The sequence below is a fragment of the Streptomyces sp. NPDC052042 genome (genome assembly GCF_044548345.1).
Classification (GTDB): domain Bacteria; phylum Actinomycetota; class Actinomycetes; order Streptomycetales; family Streptomycetaceae; genus Streptomyces.
Map to the genome: position 1 here is coordinate 149677 of NZ_JBIUBU010000013.1, position 15752 is coordinate 165428.

At 70.9% G+C, this 15752-nt stretch carries 12 protein-coding genes and 2 tRNA genes; 11 read left to right on the top strand and 3 right to left on the bottom strand.

All coding sequences use genetic code 11. The annotated features are described in order from the left end of the window. Positions 1-94 precede the first annotated feature (94 nt). From ACIHCL_RS22050 to ACIHCL_RS22060, 3 genes are read left to right on the top strand one after another with little or no spacing between them, the layout of a single operon-like run. A complete protein-coding gene (locus ACIHCL_RS22050) occupies positions 95-1825 on the top strand; it encodes a TerD family protein (protein WP_399864131.1) in 1731 nt (576 codons plus the stop codon). Positions 1826-1837: 12 nt separating this feature from the next. Beyond that, positions 1838-2518 carry an AIM24 family protein gene (locus ACIHCL_RS22055; RefSeq protein WP_399864133.1) on the top strand — a complete coding sequence of 227 codons (681 nt, stop codon included), beginning with the start codon at positions 1838-1840 and terminating at the stop codon, positions 2516-2518. Positions 2519-2536: 18 nt separating this feature from the next. Next, positions 2537-3292, top strand: coding sequence for an AIM24 family protein (locus ACIHCL_RS22060; RefSeq protein ID WP_399864134.1), 756 nt, complete (start codon positions 2537-2539; stop codon positions 3290-3292). Between the two features lie 316 nt (positions 3293-3608). Here ACIHCL_RS22060 and ACIHCL_RS22065 read toward each other — a convergent pair whose 3' ends face one another. Both ACIHCL_RS22065 and ACIHCL_RS22070 read right to left on the bottom strand, forming a co-directional pair. After that, a complete protein-coding gene (locus ACIHCL_RS22065) occupies positions 3609-4157 on the bottom strand; it encodes an NUDIX domain-containing protein (protein ID WP_399864136.1) in 549 nt (182 codons plus the stop codon). Continuing rightward, entirely contained in the window at positions 4154-5605 is a 1452-nt protein-coding gene (locus ACIHCL_RS22070) for a zinc-dependent metalloprotease (RefSeq protein ID WP_399864137.1), read from the bottom strand. The genes ACIHCL_RS22065 and ACIHCL_RS22070 overlap by 4 nt, the downstream gene beginning before the upstream one ends. Positions 5606-5796: 191 nt before the next feature. Here ACIHCL_RS22070 and ACIHCL_RS22075 point away from each other — a divergent pair, with 191 nt between their 5' ends. The 4 genes from ACIHCL_RS22075 (at position 5797) to ACIHCL_RS22090 (ending at position 9108) form a co-directional block, all read left to right on the top strand. Further along, positions 5797-6939, top strand: coding sequence for an SDR family oxidoreductase (locus tag ACIHCL_RS22075; RefSeq protein WP_399864138.1), 1143 nt, complete (start codon positions 5797-5799; stop codon positions 6937-6939). A 168-nt stretch (positions 6940-7107) separates the two neighbouring features. Continuing rightward, positions 7108-7569: a molybdenum cofactor biosynthesis protein MoaE gene (locus ACIHCL_RS22080; protein WP_399864139.1), complete on the top strand. Its 462-nt coding sequence runs from the start codon at positions 7108-7110 to the stop codon at positions 7567-7569. A 127-nt stretch (positions 7570-7696) separates the two neighbouring features. Then, on the top strand, positions 7697-7867 hold the full coding sequence (locus ACIHCL_RS22085) for a hypothetical protein (RefSeq protein ID WP_399864140.1): 171 nt from the start codon (positions 7697-7699) through the stop codon (positions 7865-7867). Positions 7868-8019: 152 nt separating this feature from the next. Further along, on the top strand, positions 8020-9108 hold the full coding sequence (locus tag ACIHCL_RS22090) for a PDZ domain-containing protein (protein WP_399864141.1): 1089 nt from the start codon (positions 8020-8022) through the stop codon (positions 9106-9108). A gap of 135 nt (positions 9109-9243) precedes the next feature. Here ACIHCL_RS22090 and ACIHCL_RS22095 read toward each other — a convergent pair whose 3' ends face one another. Next, positions 9244-9801: a PPA1309 family protein gene (locus ACIHCL_RS22095; protein WP_399864142.1), complete on the bottom strand. Its 558-nt coding sequence runs from the start codon at positions 9799-9801 to the stop codon at positions 9244-9246. A gap of 136 nt (positions 9802-9937) precedes the next feature. Between ACIHCL_RS22095 and ACIHCL_RS22100 the strand changes: the two genes are divergently transcribed. The 4 genes from ACIHCL_RS22100 (at position 9938) to ACIHCL_RS22115 (ending at position 15729) form a co-directional block, all read left to right on the top strand. Further along, positions 9938-12859, top strand: a complete 2922-nt coding sequence (locus ACIHCL_RS22100) for a UPF0182 family protein (protein ID WP_399864211.1) — start codon at positions 9938-9940, stop codon at positions 12857-12859. A gap of 98 nt (positions 12860-12957) precedes the next feature. Next, positions 12958-13031 (top strand) — tRNA-Met (locus tag ACIHCL_RS22105). A 229-nt stretch (positions 13032-13260) separates the two neighbouring features. Further along, a complete protein-coding gene (locus ACIHCL_RS22110) occupies positions 13261-15540 on the top strand; it encodes a tetratricopeptide repeat protein (RefSeq protein WP_399864143.1) in 2280 nt (759 codons plus the stop codon). Positions 15541-15655: 115 nt separating this feature from the next. After that, a tRNA-Met gene (locus tag ACIHCL_RS22115) sits at positions 15656-15729 on the top strand. The last annotated feature ends 23 nt before the right edge of the window (positions 15730-15752 follow it).

A 15752-nucleotide genomic window follows, 5' to 3' on the forward strand; every position in this document is an offset into this window, starting at 1 on the left:
TGTACCGGCTGTGTACCGGCTTGGCCCGGTGTCCGAGATTGCGGTTAGCCTGGCGCGACGTATTCACCTTCGGGACGGGGGACGGTCGTTACGCATGGTCAGGGAATTCCAGCGCGGTCACAAGGCCAGGATCGGCGATCTCACCCCGGGGACGGATCTGTACGTAGGTGTGCAGATCGGTGGCCCGGGACTGACCATCGACATCAGCTGCTTCGGCCTCGACGTCGACGAGCGGCTCTCCGACGACCGGTATTTCATCTTCTTCAATCAGCCCAAATCGCCCGAGGAGTCCATTCAGCTCCTTGGCTCGCAGGCCGGTGACACCGAGTCGTTCCGCGTCACCCTGGACCGCATTCCGGCACACGTCCAGAAGCTGTCGTTCACCGCGGCGATCGACGGCGCCGGCCAGATGTCCCAGGTGGGACCGGGGTACATCCGGATCGTCGCAGGTGGTGAAGAAGTCGCGCGGTACGCCTTCGACGGCTCGGAGTTCACCACCGAGCGCGCCGTGATGCTGGGCGACTTCTATCTGAAGGACGTCTGGCGGTTCGCCGCGGTCGGCCAGGGCTTCGACGGGGGACTCGAAGCGCTCCTGAAGAACTTCGGCGGCGAGGTGCTGGAGGAGGAACCCGCCGCCCAGCCTCCGACGGATCCACCGTCGTTCGCTCCGCCGTCGTTCGCCCCACCCGCGCAGGCGTCCGCTCCGGAGCCCGCTCCGTCGTTCGGAGTTCCCGCGGCTCCCCAGGCACCGCACGCTCCCCAGGCACCCAACGTTCCCCAGGCGCCGCACGCCCCCCAGGCACCGAACATTCCTCAGGCGCCCCACGCCCCCCAGCCCGCGCAGCCGGCCCCGTCCTTCGGTGCCCCGGCCGCCGCCACTCCGGCGCAGCAGATCCACAGCGCACCGACCATGGTGGCGCCGTTGGCTCCGGCAACACCGCCGGACGGCATCGTTCCGCCGCCCGCCCCCGCACCGCCTCTCTACGGACAGCCGCCGCAGCAGCCGCAGTTCGGGCAGATCCCCGGCCAGCCCGCGCCGGCGGCTCCCCCCGGCCAGCCGTACCCGGCGCCGTACGGCCAGCAGCCCCCCGCCCCCTTCGGGCAGCAGCCACCGGCCCCGTACGGCCAGCCCCCCGGGGTGCCGTACGGCGCACCGCAGTCCGGCGGCGGCCTTCAGGCGGCCGTCAACCTCTACAAGGAGGTGGCGACCGGTCAGCGGTGGACGGCGCAGAACCACCAACTGGTCCGGGTGGACCTCGGACAGGACAATGCGCCCGTCCTGGCCCGTCAGGGCAGCATGGTCATGTACCAGGGCAAGGTCGACTTCAGCTACAAGGGCGCGGGATTCGCGGGCCGGATCGTGGGCAACGCCACGGGCCAGGAGATGCAGCTGATGCGCTGCACCGGCCGCGGGCAGGTCTTCCTCGCGGAGAACAGCGCCCATCTGCACCCCATCGAGCTGCAGGGCGACAGCATCTGCGTCTCGGCCGAGCGCGTCCTCGCCTTCGACGAATCCCTCCACTACGAGGTGCGGCGCATCGAGGGGCACGGGATCCCCGGCGGGGCGCTGTTCACCATGCTCTTCCAGGGGACCGGCACCGTGGTGGTGATGACGCACGGCACCCCGGTGGTCCTGCCCGTCACGCCGACGACCTTCGCCGACAGCGACGCGATCGTCGCCTGGTCCGCCGCCTCCCAGGTGATCGTCTCCAGCCAGGTGCGGCTGCGCTACAACGCCTACCCCGGGCACAGCGGGGAGTCGGTGAACCTCCAGTTCCGGGGCGCACCGGGCAACTTCATCGTCGTCCAGCCGTACGAGGTCTGAGGAAGCCGAAGCATGAACCAGCAGCTCGCGGGGTATGCCCCCGCACCGGTCACCGCCCGTATGGAGAACCACGGCAGCGCCATGCTGAAGGTCGCGATGGCCACGGGCCAGGACCTTTTCGCCCGGGTGGGCTCGATGGTCGCGTACGAGGGGTTCATCCAGTACGAGCCGAACCCGCCCGCCGTACGCCAGATCGCGCGCGACTGGATCACTGGCGAAGGCGCCCCGCTCATGAAGTGCAGCGGGGACGGACTGCTCTACCTCGCCGACTACGGCGCGGACGTCGTCGTCGTCCACCTCGACAACGAGGCGCTGTCGGTCAACGGCACCAACGTCCTCGCGTTCGACGCGCAGCTCCAGTGGGGTGTCGAGCGGGTCAAGGGCCTCGCCAAGTTCGCCGGGCAGGGCCTGTGGAACGTGTCCATCTCCGGTTCCGGCTGGGTCGCCCTGACCTCGCGCGGGACCCCCGTCGTCGTCAACTGCGGCGGTGGCGAGGACGAGACGTACGTCGATCCCGACGCGCTCATCGCCTGGTCCCCGAACCTCAAGGTGAAGGGGAAGCGCAGCTTCAAGGCGGGATCCCTGATCGGTCGCGGCAGTGGCGAGGCCTTTCAGATGGCCTTCTCCGGCCAGGGCATCGTCGTCGTACAGCCGAGCGAGGACAGCACCGACCGCCTGCGGGCCCGGGGCTGAGGGGAGCGAGAGGACACCATGCAGAGCCCGCTTTTCCAGTACACCGAACGGCAGTCGGCGGACCGCTACACCCTGCAGAACTCGCAGATGCTCCGCGTGACGCTCAACGGCCACGACGACGTCCTCGCCCGCAAGGGGAGCATGGTCGCGTACCAGGGGCTGATCGAGTTCGACGGGGAGTACCAGTCGACGGGGCAGCAGTACTCCCGCTCGCACACCGGTGAGGGCCTCGACCTCATGCGCTGCTCCGGCCAGGGAACCGTGTTCCTCGCCAACCTCGCGCAGTATGTGCATGTGGTGGACGTCGACCGCGACGGCCTGACCGTGGACAGTTCCTATGTCCTCGCGCTGGACTCGGGGCTGCACCACGAGGTCGTCGCCGTGGACAGTCAGTACGGCATCTCCGGCTCGGGGAAATACCAGCTCAACATCACCGGCAGCGGCAAGGTCGCGCTGATGACCTCGGGCCAGCCGCTGATGATGCAGGTCACGCCCGACAAGTACGTCAGCGCCGACGCCGACGCGATCGTCGCGTGGTCCAGCTCCCTGCGGGTGCAGATGCAGGCCCAGACGCACTCCTCGGGCGTCTGGCGTCGCCGCGGCAACACCGGCGAGGGCTGGGAGCTCAGCTTCCTCGGCCAGGGTTACGCGCTGGTCCAGCCCAGCGAGGTGCTGCCGCCGCAGAGTGCGCAGATCGGCCAGGGGATCCGCGCGCAGTACGGAATGGGCCAGCAGGGCGCCCACGGTCAGAACCGGAACAACGCCTGGAACTGAGCCGCCGGGCTCCGGTACGAAGGGGGCGGTCCTCGGCGGTGCCGCCCCCTTCCGCGCGGATCGCGGCAGGGCCTGGGCGCGGCGCTGACCACGCCCAGGCCCTGCCGCGAGAGGCACTGGGCCGTGTCTTCACGCCGATGGCGTTCGGCCGGAGGCCGGGCTGTGCGGCGTCCGGCGCGTGCGATCGCACGGCGGAGGACCGCCCTCGTACCGGACGTACGAGGACGAGTCCGACAATGCGGCGAGCGTGCGGGGCAGGCGTCGCACGGCAGGCGCCCGTGTGAGGACGGCCTGGAGGCGGCCTAGTGCCGCGGCACTAGAGGCGCTGCTCCAGCGCGGCGCGCACACGTGTCAGCAGCCGTACGACCGAGTCGTCCGCCACCGACGGGACCTCGTCGTACGTGAACCAGCGCAGATCCAGCGACTCGTCGCTGATCTGTTCCGTCGCGTCCAACGGCGCCAGTGCCGCGTACTGCACGTCCAGGTGCCAGTGGCAGGGCGCGGGGATGCGATGGCGGTCCAGCGCCACCGGCCCGCCCGGAAGCAGCGTCAGCCCGCTGATCCCGGACTCCTCGGTGGCCTCGCGCAGCGCCGCCGCGGCCAGTGTGCCGTCCTGCGGTTCGCAGTGGCCGCCCATCTGGAGCCACATCCGCAGCTTGCGGTGGAGCGTGAGCAGGACGCGGCCGCGCGCCGGGTCGACGACCAGCGCGCTCGCCGTCAGATGCCCGGCGCCGCACGCCTTCCACACACCGTCCGGATGCTGGGCCAGGTGGTCCAGGTAGACGTGTCGTAGCCCTTCCTGGGCCGGGTCCTGTGCGTTCTCGTACTCCTTGAGCACGAGTACGGCGTCGTCGTGGAGGCTCACCGGTCGGTGTCGCCCTTGCCGTCGCTCCCGCGGCCGTCGGTTCCTTCGGAACCCGCCTCGTCCGTGTCGGTCCCGGGCTTCCCCGGCTCCTGCGCGGCCTCGCCGAGCATCTTGTCCAGTTCGGAGAAGTCCATCTGCTCGTGGTGGACGAAACCGTCCGGATCGTCCAGGTCCCGCGCCGTCGGCAGCATGTCGGGGTGCTCCCAGAGCGCGTCGCGTCCGTCCATGCCACGGGCGTCGGTGAGCGAGGCCCACAGACGCGAGGCGTCGCGCAGCCGCCGCGGACGCAGCTGGAGGCCGATGAGCGTGGCGAACGTCTGCTCGGCCGGACCACCGGAGGCGCGGCGGCGGCGCATGGTCTCGCGCAGCGCGTCCGCGGACGTCAGACGGGACCTGGCGGCCTCGTGTACCACCGCGTCCACCCAGCCCTCGACCAGTGCCAGCGCCGTCTCCAGCCTGGCCAGGGCGGCCTTCTGCTCCGGAGTGTCCTCCGGCTGGAACATGCCCTGCTGAAGGGCGTCCCGCAGCTGTTCGGGCTGTGACGGGTCGAACTGGCCGACCACGTCCTCCAGCTTGCCGGTGTCGACCTTGATGCCGCGCGCGTACCCCTCGACGGCACCGAACAGATGCGAGCGCAGCCACGGGACGTGGGCGAAGAGCCGCTGATGGGCGGCCTCGCGCAGGGCGAGGTACAGCCGGACCTCATCCTGCGGGACGCCCAGGTCCTTGCCGAACCGCTCGATGTTCAGCGGAAGGAGCGCGGCTTTGCCCGCCGGGCCCAGCGGCAGTCCGATGTCGGTCGACCCGACCACCTCGCCCGCCAGCACACCGACGGCCTGCCCGATCTGCTGGCCGAACATCGCCCCGCCCATCGACCGCATCATGCCGATCAGCGGGCCCGCCATCGCCTGCATCTCCTCGGGCAGCACATCGCCCATGGCCGCACCCACGCGCTCGGCCACCGGGTCGACCAGCTTCTGCCAGGCCGGAAGGGACGCCTCGACCCACTCCGCACGGCTCCACGCCACCGTCGAGACCGAACCGGAGGGCAGCGATGTCACCCCGTCCAGCCACAGGTCGGCCAGGCGCAGGGCCTCGTCGACCGCGGACCGCTCGGACGGGCCGACGCTGGCGTCCTTGGAACCGTCGGGCGTGCCCTGCGAGACCGTCTGGCGGGCGATCTGCTTGGCCATGTCCCAGTTCACGGGACCGCCCTCATAGCTCAGCATCTGGCCGAGCTGCTGGAAGGCAGCGCCCAGATCGTTGGGGTTCAGCGTGCCGAACATCGCCGCGAACGGGTTCTCCCCGCCCGCGCCGAGCCCGAAGCCGAACGGGCTCGCCGGCCCGCCCGAACCCTCCCCACCTCCGGTGGGGTCCTTCTTCTTGCCCTCGTCGCCGTTCTCCGGCTCCTCCGGCGGAAGGCCGAATCCGAATGGGGTGTCACTCACGGGTTTCCTCGGCTCTTAGGGCCGCCGGCGCGAACCGACGGCGACTGCCCGACATCACCATCCAGCGTAGACACCAAAAGTCCGTGCGGGGCCTCTGTGCTCCCCGGTCCCCGGCCTGCGGCAGGATGGACGCCACCTGGTACGTACGCGTCATTCGGGTACGTACTGAAGACAACCGCTGGAGACGCCCGGTGAGTTCCCCAGATCCTCAGGTTCGCGCAGCGCGAAACCCGTCCGCCCCCACGACCGAGAGCAAACCCGCACGATGCCGTTCCGGGAGCCGTGGCCCCGTCGTCGCGGTCACCGGTGCCGCGCGCGGCGTCGGTGAGCTGCTCGTCGCCCGCCTTGCGGCGTCCGAGGAGATCAAGCAGGTCATCGCGATCGACGAGCGCCGCGGAGAGGTCTTTGAGGCGACCTGGCACCTCCTCGATGTGCGGGACCCGGTCATCGCGGAGAAGCTGCGCGGCGCGGACGTCGTGGTGCACCTCGCGCTCGACCTCGACCTGGAGACGGACCCCGCCGCCCGCACCGCCTACAACGTGCGCGGTACCCAGACGGTGCTCACGGCCGCCGCGGCCGCGGGGGTCCACCGGGTCGTGCTGTGCACCTCGGCGATGGTCTACGGGGCGCTGCCCGACAACGACATCCCGCTCGCCGAGGACGCCGAGCTGCGCGCCACGGCCGAGGCCACCGGCGTCGGCGACCTCCTGGAGATCGAACGGCTCGGCCGCCGCGCGCCCCGCGCCCATCCCGGACTCAACGTGACCGTGGTCCGGCCCACCGTCCTGGTCGGAGGCACGGACACCGCGCTGACCCGCTACTTCGAGTCGCCACGCCTCCTGGTCGTCGCCGGATCCCGTCCCGCCTGGCAGTTCTGCCATGTCGAGGACCTGGTCACGGCCCTGGAGTACGCCGCGCTGGAGAAGATCGACGGCGAGTTCGCGGTCGGCTGCGACGGCTGGCTGGAGCAGGAGGAGGTCGAGGAGCTCAGCGGCATCCGCCGGATGGAGCTGCCCTCCGCCGTCGCCCTCGGCGCCGCCGCCCGGCTGCACCGGATCGGTCTCACCCCGTCCCCGGCGGGGGACCTGGCGTACACGATGCACCCCTGGGTGGTCAGCGTGAGCCGGCTGCACGACGCGGGCTGGCGGCCGCGCTGGACCAATGAGGAGGTGCTGGCCGCGCTCCTCGAAGAGGCGACGGGGCGGCACACCGTCGCCGGACGACGTCTCGGCCGCAAGGACGCGACCGCGGCGGGCGCCGCCGGTGCGACCGTGGCGCTGCTCGGCACCGCCGCCCTGGTCCGCAGGGCCCGCAAGGCCCGACGCCGCATCTGACGCCGGCCCCGGCCGCGCGGCGGTGCGTCACCGGCTCCGGGCCCCGGCTTCGCCACCGGCCTCGGGTCCAGGCTCCGGGACCGGCTTCGGGCCCAGGCTCCGCGGCCGGGTGTCCACCGGGGGAGGCACACTCCCTCTCCGCGGGTGCGGTACGGCACCATGGGCCCCATGGTTCCCATGTACGACCACCCCGGCGAATGGGCGGCGACCGACCCCGTCCGGTTGCTGGCGATCCGCGACACGCCGCTGTCGGTCGACGAGGTCTTCCGGGCCGTCGGGGACGACGCCGCGGGAGGCACCGCGCTCTTCGTCGGCACGGTGCGTGACCACGACGGAGGGCAGGGGGTCAGCGCGCTCGGATACTCCTGCCATCCGTCGGCGCAGGACGAGCTACGCCGGGTGGCGGAGAAGGTCGCGGCGGAATTCCCGGTGCGGGCGCTCGCCGCCGTCCACCGTGTGGGTGACCTCCATGTGGGCGATCTCGCGGTGGTCGTCGCCGTCTCCTGTCCGCACCGAGCGGAGGCGTTCGCGGCCTGCCGCACGCTCATCGACGACCTCAAGCGCGAGGTTCCGATCTGGAAGCACCAGCGGTTCTCGGACGGCACCGAGGAATGGGTCGGAGCCTGCTGAACGCAAGCCGATCGAGTGGTTGTCCACCCCGATTTGCGTAATCGTCTTCCTGCCGTGAGCGTTGGTCATGCAAACGGTTAATCTGCTGATCGGTCAGTTGCGGTCGCTCATGGGCAGGGAGGTCGTAATGGCAGCGCTTGCCTGGCTTTTGATTCCGCTTTTCGCCGCGCTCGGTGCGGCGATATGGGGAAGCTGGGTCGCCCGTAATCACACATCCGGCGATGTCTCGGAACTGGCCGGATATGCGCGGTTCCGTGAGGCGATGGAGAAAACGCATTCCGGTTCCGACGTCGTCTGAGTCGTCCGAGCTCTTGTCCACCTACGCAGTCGCCCGTCGCGCGGGTCGCCGCGCCGCCGACTGCTCTTCGGGGCCGTACCGCACCGGGCTTCCGGCCCAGCGCGGAACGGCCCCGACGGTGCACTGACAGGCTGTTCCCGTACTGTCGTTCCATGCCACGCCGCACCGCGACGATGCTCGCCGCCACTCTGATCCTCATCGCGCTGCTCTGCGCGGGCCTGCTGATCAAGGTGCCGTACTCCGAGATGTCTCCGGGGCCGACCGTGAACACCCTCGGCAAGGTCAAGGGCGAGCCGGTCCTCCAGATCTCCGGGCGTCGGACGTACCCGACGTCGGGCCACCTGAACATGACCACCGTCAGGGTCACCGGCGCCGACTACCGCATGAACCTCGTCGGGGCCGTGTACGGCTGGCTGTCCCGGGACAGCGTGGTGGTGCCGCACGACACCCTCTACCCCGACGGCAAGACGGAGCAGCAGTCCACGCAGGAGAACGCCGAGGAGTTCAGCCAGTCACAGCAGAGCGCCAAGGTCGCCGCTCTGAACGAACTGGGCATCCCGGTGACATCGCGGGTCGTGGTCTCCGTGGTCGTCAAGGACAGCCCCGCCCAGGGCAGGCTGCACGCCGGGGACGTGATCAAGCAGGTCGACGGTACGGACGTCAAGCGGCCCGAGGACGTCGCGAAGCTCGTCACCCGGCACAAACCCGGCGAGGACGTCACCTTCACGATCGTCCCGGCGAAGACGGCGCAGGCGGCCGAGAAAGCGGGCAAGGAGCCGGAGGACGGCCGGAAGGTCGTCATCACCACCGCGAAGGCCCCGGGGGACAAGCGCGCGATCGTCGGCATCCAGGCCGGCACGGGCCACACGTTCCCGTTCCGGATCGACATCGAGCTCGCCGATGTCGGCGGGCCCAGTGCCGGCCTGATGTTCTCGCTCGGCCTCATCGACAAGCTGACGCCGACCGATCTGACCGGCGGCAGGTTCATCGCGGGCACCGGCACCATCGACGACCGGGGCACGGTGGGCCCGATCGGCGGCATCACGATGAAACTGGTCGGCGCGCGCGACGCGGGCGCGCGCTACTTCCTGACCCCGGCCGAGAACTGCAAGGCCGCCGCTTCCGACATCCCGAGCGGGCTCACGCTGGTCAAGGTGAAGACGCTCCGCGACGCGAGGAAGTCGCTGGACAAGATCCGCACGGGGGACACGGCCGGTCTGCCGAGCTGCTCGGCGGGCTGACCACGCCCCGGGTGCGTCCGGCCGCGCCCCCGACCGGGCACGACGGGCCCACGGAAGTCGGGTGACCCCGGACCGGGCGGCCATGCCCTGGCGCGACCGCGTCCGCTGTCCGAGCACGGGTCACCCGACAGCCGCTCAGTCCTCGAAGGTCGCGGCCAGCGCCTCGGCCAGCCCGGGTACCAGGCCGGCGCCCGTGCGCACCTCGCTCGGCGCGTCCTTCTCGCGCAGGCGCACGGCGCACTCGTGCGATCCGTCCCGGAGGGCGGCCACGGTCATCCGCACCTCCTGGCGCTCCGGGTGCTTCGCGACCCACGCGGCCAGCTGGGCCTCGTCGAGCCCCTCGGGCACGGACGCCTCGGCGGACGGCGGCAGCATCAGCCGCTCCACCGTCAGCGCACAGCCGGCCACGGCGTCGGGCCAGGCGATCGTGGCGAGGAAGTCGTCCAGGGCGGTGCCCGCCGGGAGCTCCTCCTGCTCGATGGGGGTGAGAGAGGAGGCGGGGGCGTCGGAGTCCAGGCCGAGCTGGGCGGCGAGACCGGGCTCCTGGGCCCGCAGCCGATCGGTGTCGACGAGGGCGAAGAGCCGGGCGGGCTGGTCCCAGCCGAGGCCGGAGACGTATGCGTCGATCTCCAGCACGGCGACGGTGAGGGGGCTCGCGGCCATCGGGGGGCCGGATGGGGAAACGTTGGACATGAGCAATATCCTGCCTCCTTCCGCCCCGAGGTCGGGAACTAGGTAAAGCCTCAGTAAGTTGCATAGGTGGGACCTACGATCGCTGGGCCCCTTCCTACGACCCGCGAACTACGAGGTGCGCACGTTGGCTTTCCAGATGCCGGACCGCGGCGGAGGCCCGACCGGGCCACGGATCAGAGTGGGCCGCCCGTCCCGGCGCGCACGTACCCTGCTCACGACATTGGGCGTCCTGGCGGTTCTCGCCATGGCGTTCGTCATGTTCGCCGGGTTCTGGACGGATTGGCTCTGGTACAGGTCGGTCTCGTACTCGTCCGTCTTCACCACCACTCTGTGGACCAAGATCGGGCTGTTCCTCGTCTTCGGACTGCTGATGGCGGTCGTCGTCGGTCTGAACATCTGGCTCGCGCACCGGCTCCGGCCGCCGCTGAGCGCGATGTCGCTGGAGCAGCAGAGCCTGGACCGCTACCGGATGAGCCTCGCCCCCTTCAAGAAGTGGGCTCTGCTCGCGATCGCCGTGCTCGTCGGACTGATCGCCGGAGCGTCCGCCTCCGCGCAGTGGCGCACCTGGCTCATGTATGTGAACGGCGTGGCCTTCGGACAGAAGGACCCGCAGTTCCACCTGGACGTCTCCTTCTACGCCTTCGATCTGCCCTGGTACCGCTTCCTGCTGGGCTTCGGCTTCGCGGCCACGGTGCTCTCGCTGATCGCCGCCGTGCTGACCCACTACCTGTACGGCGGGCTCCGCATCACCAGCCCCGGCGCGCGGGCGACCGGTGCGGCCACCGGGCACCTGTCGGTGCTGCTCGGCGTCTTCGTCTCGCTGAAGGCCGTGGCGTACTGGCTCGACCGGTACGGACTGGCCGTGAAGTCCAGCGACTTCAAGGCCACGGACAACTGGACGGGTCTCAGGTACGTCGACGCCAACGCCTACCTTCCGGCGAAGACCATCCTGTTCTGCATCGCCGCGATCTGCGCCCTGCTCTTCTTCGCGACGCTCTGGCGCCGCACCTGGCAGCTTCCGGTGATCGGCTTCGGCCTGATGGTGCTCTCGGCGATCCTGATCGGCGGGCTGTACCCGGCGATCGTGCAGAAGTTCCAGGTCCAGCCGAACGAGCAGGCCAAGGAAGCCCCGTTCATCCGGAAGAACATCGAGGCGACGCGTGACGCCTACGACATCGACCGGGCGCAGGTCCAGGACTACTCGGGCAAGAACACGACGGACGACGGCGCCGTGCTGCGCGCGGGCGCGGACTCCGCGGCCAGCTACCGGGTGATGGACCCCAACGTCGTCTCCCCGGCCTTCCAGCAGCTCCAGCAGAAGAGGAACTACTACCAGTTCCCCAAGACGCTGGACGTGGACCGCTACAAGGGCCAGGACACGGTCATCGGTCTGCGCGAGCTGAACATCGACGGCATCCCGAAGCGCAACTGGATCAACGACCACTTCACCTACACCCACGGTTACGGCGCCATCGCGGCCCGGGGCACGACGACGGGCAAGAACCCGAAGGGTTCGCCGGACTTCATCGAGTCGGGCCTGCCGACCTCGGGCGATGACCTGGGCTCGTACGAGCAGCGGATCTACTACGGCGAGAAGACCGAGCAGTACTCCATCGTCGGCGGGCCCCAGAAGGAGCTCGACTACGAGGAGGACGGTGAGAAGACCACCAGCTACCAGGGCGGCAGTGGGGTCAGCCTCTCCAACACCTTCAACCGCGCCGCGTACGCGGTGGCCTTCAGCGAGCCGCAGATCCTCTACTCCGGAGCCATCGGCGACGGCTCGCGGATCCTCTACAACCGCACGCCCAAGGAGCGCGTCGAGGCGGTCGCCCCGTGGCTGACCATCGACGGCGACGCCTACCCGGCCGTGGTAAATGGGCGCATCCAGTGGATCGTCGACGCGTACACCACCACCAACGGCTACCCGTACGCCTCCCGGACGACGCTCGGCGACACCACGGCCGACTCGCTGACCACCAACCAGCGCGCGGTCGTCGCCCAGCAGAACCAGGTCAACTACATCCGCAACTCGGTGAAGGCCACCGTCGACGCGTACGACGGCACGGTGAGGCTCTACGAGTGGGACACCAAGGACCCGGTCCTGAAGACCTGGCGCAAGGCGTTCCCCGGAACGGTGAAGTCCAGGACGGACATCCCGCAGGAGCTCATGGACCACCTGCGCTACCCGCAGGACCTGTTCAAGGTGCAGCGCGAGCTGCTCACCCGCTACCACGTCACGGATCCCGCGCAGTTCTACAGCGGCAGTGACGCGTGGCAGGTCCCGGACGACCCGACCAAGAAGGACTCCGGGGCCGTTCCGCCGTACTACCTGAGCATGAAGATGCCGGGTCAGTCGGGCCAGAAGTTCTCGCTGACCACCACGTTCACGCCGAAGGGACGTCCCGACCTCGGGGCCTTCATGGCGGTGGACGCGGACGCGGCCAGCAAGGACTACGGCACGATCAGGCTGTTGCGGGTCACCACCACGGTGAAGGGCCCCGGCCAGGTGCAGAGTGAGCTCAACGGCAACGACGACGTCGCCGAGTTCGTGAGGAACCTCAAGGGCACCGACTCCGACATCGAGTACGGCAACCTGCTGACCGTTCCGCTTGAGGGAGGGTTCCTCTACATCGAGCCGGTGTACACCCGCGGTGGCACGCAGAACTACCCGCTGCTGCGCAAGGTCGCCGCCTCGTACGGGTCGAAGACCGTCTTCAAGAACAGCCTCGGGGAGGCGCTCAACGAGGTCTTCGGGGTGACGGGCGAGACCCCGCCGGCCGAGGAGGCCACGCGTCCGCCGAGCGAGAACACCGAGCCGCCGGCCACCGGTGAGGCGGCGCTGAAGAAGGCGATCGCCGACGCGCAGAAGGCCTACACGGAGGGCGAGGAGGCCCTGAAGAAGCAGGACTGGACCGCCTACGGGAAGGCCCAGACCGAGCTCCAGAGGGCGCTGGAGCGCGCGGCGGCGGCCCAGCCCAAGGCGGGCGGCGCCAGCGAGGCGAACCCTTCGGGCGGCTCCGGCGACCAGGGGGCGAAGTCCGGCGCAGGCAGCGGCTGACCGCGGGGCCCGGCGTCGGCAGTGGTTGACGGCGGCGGGCCCGGCTGGGTGACCGACTAGGGCCCGCCCCGCGTCGTGGTACGGTTTCTTCACAACGACGCGGGGTGGAGCAGCTCGGTAGCTCGCTGGGCTCATAACCCAGAGGTCGCAGGTTCAAATCCTGTCCCCGCTACTGGAAGGCGAAGGCCCGGATCCTTTCGAGGATCCGGGCCTTCGCCATGCCGTGTGACCTTCTCGCACCCTGGTGGCCTTCTCGGATGGTGTGCGCCAAGAGCGGTTCCCGAGAGGCGAGTTGGGCCCGAACGTGTTTGACTTGTCTCTCTGTGGGCATGTCGACAAAACGCTGAAGTGATCTCACTGGCCGCCTATACCAGTGTGCACGGGGTGCGGGTGGTGCGACGATGATATTTATGGGGGACAGGGCAACTCTGTTGGAGACAGGGCGGTTTGTACGACACCGCGTTCATCGGGCGGATAGCGTGATGAACACGGCATTTGGTGTCGCCGCCGCGGAGGACAGCGAAACCACCGAGACCACTGGGACTGCCGAGACTGCGGGGTGCGCCGCGACGGACGAGAGCACGCAGACGGAGAGCGCGGCGGGTGCGGAGAGCACGGAAGGTCCGGCCGCCGCGGAGTACTCCGGGGCCCACCGGACCCCGGAGCGCCTTGAGGGGACCGGGACCCGGGGGAGTTCCGAGGACGCCGGGTCTCCGGAGCACCTTGAGGACACCGGGGCCGGAGAGGCCCTCGGGGACGCGGGAGCCGGGAAGAGCCCCAAAGCCACCGCGCCAGGACAGGGCCGTGAGGCCGCCGGAGCGCAGGATGCCGAGGACGTCCTCGGAGTCCCGGTGGACCAGGACCCGGCGGAGAGCCCGGGGAGCGACGAGGACGAGGCACGCCACCGCCGCGCCGCCGACGCCGGTGACACCACGTCGATGAGCATCCTCGGCGCCCTGCTGCTGCGCCGCGGCGACCTGGACGGGGCCGAGTCCTATCTGCGGGCCGCCACGGCCGACGGCGACCGGGCCGCCGCGAACAACCTGGGCGTTCTCCTCCACCAGCGCGGGTACACCGACGAGGCCGCGGGCTGGTGGCGCGTCGCGGCCGTCGCGGGGTCCGCCGCCGCGGCGCACTCCCTCGGCCGCCACTACCGCGAGCGCGGGGACGAGCCCGGCGCCGAGTACTGGCTGCGGCAGTCCGCCGAGCAGGGCCACGCGCTGGGCGCGTACGCCCTCGCCGACCTCCTGGAGCACCGGGGCGACGTGGGGGCCGAGCGCTGGCTGCGCGCCGCCGCCGAGCAGGGGCACCGGGAGGCCGCGTACCGCCTCGCGCGGATGCTGGACCCCGACCTCGAAGACGACCCGTACGACCGGTTCGGCCGCCAGGGCCCGCGCCACACGACTCCGGGGCGTCCGAGCGCGGGCGGTTCCGCGCCACGCAGGGGCGGCGCGCCGGCGGGGCACGCGGCAGGCCGGGCGGGCGAGGCGGAGCAGTGGTACCGGCAGGCCGCCGCGCGCGGCCACCTGCGCGCCGCCCTGCGTCTCGGCGCCATCCTGGAGCAGCGGGGCGAGCCCAAGGAGGCGGGCCGCTGGTACCTGATCTCGGCGAAGGCCGGTGAGCCGCGCGCCGCCTGCGCCCTCGGCTTCCTGCTGCGCGACGCGGGGGACGTGGAGAGCGCCGCCGTGTGGTGGCTGCGCGCCGCCCAGGACGGCGACGGGAACGCGGCCAACGCCCTGGGGGCCCTTCACGCCGCCCGCGGAGAGCAGCAGACCGCCGAGCGCTGGTACCGCGCCGCCATGACCGCGGGCGACGTCAACGGCGCCTACAACCTGGGGCTGCTCTGCGCGGCCCAGGACCGTACGGCGCAGGCCGAGCAGTGGTACCGCCGCGCCGCGTACGCGGGCCACCGCGAGGCCGCCAACGCGCTGGCCGTACTCCTGCTCCAGGCGGGCGACGCGACCGGCGCCGAACCCTGGTTCTCCAAGGCGGCCGAGGCGGGCAGCGTCGACGCGGCCTTCAACCTCGGCATCCTGTACTCCGGCCGCGGCGAGGAGCGTGCGGCACTGGTCTGGTACGAGCGCGCCGCGGCGGCCGGTCACACGGAGGCCGCGCTCCAGGTCGGCATGGCCCTGCTGCACCGGGGCGAGGAGCAGGAGGCCGAACGCCATCTGCGCTGCGCCGCGGGCGGCGGCAGTGCGGAGGCCGCCTTCCGGCTGGCCGGGGTGCTGGACTCGCGGCGGCCGCCCGGCCCGCCCGCGCTCGGCGAGCCGATGCCGGTGAAGACCGAGTGCGAGGAGTGGTACGAGCGGGCCGCCGAGCAGGGGCACCGCCGCGCCCAGGTGCGGGTCGGGATGCTCGCGGCGGCGCGCGGCGACGTGGACAGCGCGGCCCACTGGTACCGCGAGGCCGCCGAGGCGGGCAGCCGCAACGGCGCCTTCAACCTCGGACTGCTGCTCGCCCGTGAGGGCAGCGAGCGGGAGGCGGCGCTGTGGTGGACCCGGGCGGCGAACGACGGGCACGGGCGGGCGGCCCTGCGTCTCGCCCTGCTGGCCGCGCGCCGCGGCGAACTCACGGAGGGGCAGCGCTGGTGCGCGCGGGCGGTCGAACTGGGGCCCGCCGAGGTCGCCGAGCGGGCCGCCCGGCTGCAGGAGGCGCTGCACCAGGAACTCACCGCGTGAGGCGGGCGGCCCCGGGACCGGAGCCGGGGCCGCGGCGGGGTGTGCGCGGGCCGCTGCACGCCGTATCCGATTTGCAGCGGTCCCGAGCGGTGACGTACTGTTGTACCCACAACGACGCGGGGTGGAGCAGCTCGGTAGCTCGCTGGGCTCATAACCCAGAGGTCGCAGGTTCAAATCCTGTCCCCGCTACTGAACGCGTGAGGCCGGATCCT

Excerpts from the sequence above, each read along its gene's own strand:
- ACIHCL_RS22085 (WP_399864140.1), top strand. The coding sequence starts at position 7,697 with ATGGCAGCGCTTGCCTGGCTTTTGATTCCGCTTTTCGCCGCGCTCGGT.
- ACIHCL_RS22055 (WP_399864133.1), top strand. The coding sequence starts at position 1,838 with ATGAACCAGCAGCTCGCGGGGTATGCCCCCGCACCGGTCACCGCCCGT.
- ACIHCL_RS22110 (WP_399864143.1), top strand. The coding sequence starts at position 13,261 with ATGATATTTATGGGGGACAGGGCAACTCTGTTGGAGACAGGGCGGTTT.
- ACIHCL_RS22100 (WP_399864211.1), top strand. The coding sequence starts at position 9,938 with ATGCCGGACCGCGGCGGAGGCCCGACCGGGCCACGGATCAGAGTGGGC.
- ACIHCL_RS22080 (WP_399864139.1), top strand. The coding sequence starts at position 7,108 with ATGGTTCCCATGTACGACCACCCCGGCGAATGGGCGGCGACCGACCCC.
- ACIHCL_RS22095 (WP_399864142.1), bottom strand. The coding sequence starts at position 9,801 with ATGTCCAACGTTTCCCCATCCGGCCCCCCGATGGCCGCGAGCCCCCTC.
- ACIHCL_RS22060 (WP_399864134.1), top strand. The coding sequence starts at position 2,537 with ATGCAGAGCCCGCTTTTCCAGTACACCGAACGGCAGTCGGCGGACCGC.
- ACIHCL_RS22050 (WP_399864131.1), top strand. The coding sequence starts at position 95 with ATGGTCAGGGAATTCCAGCGCGGTCACAAGGCCAGGATCGGCGATCTC.
- ACIHCL_RS22090 (WP_399864141.1), top strand. The coding sequence starts at position 8,020 with ATGCCACGCCGCACCGCGACGATGCTCGCCGCCACTCTGATCCTCATC.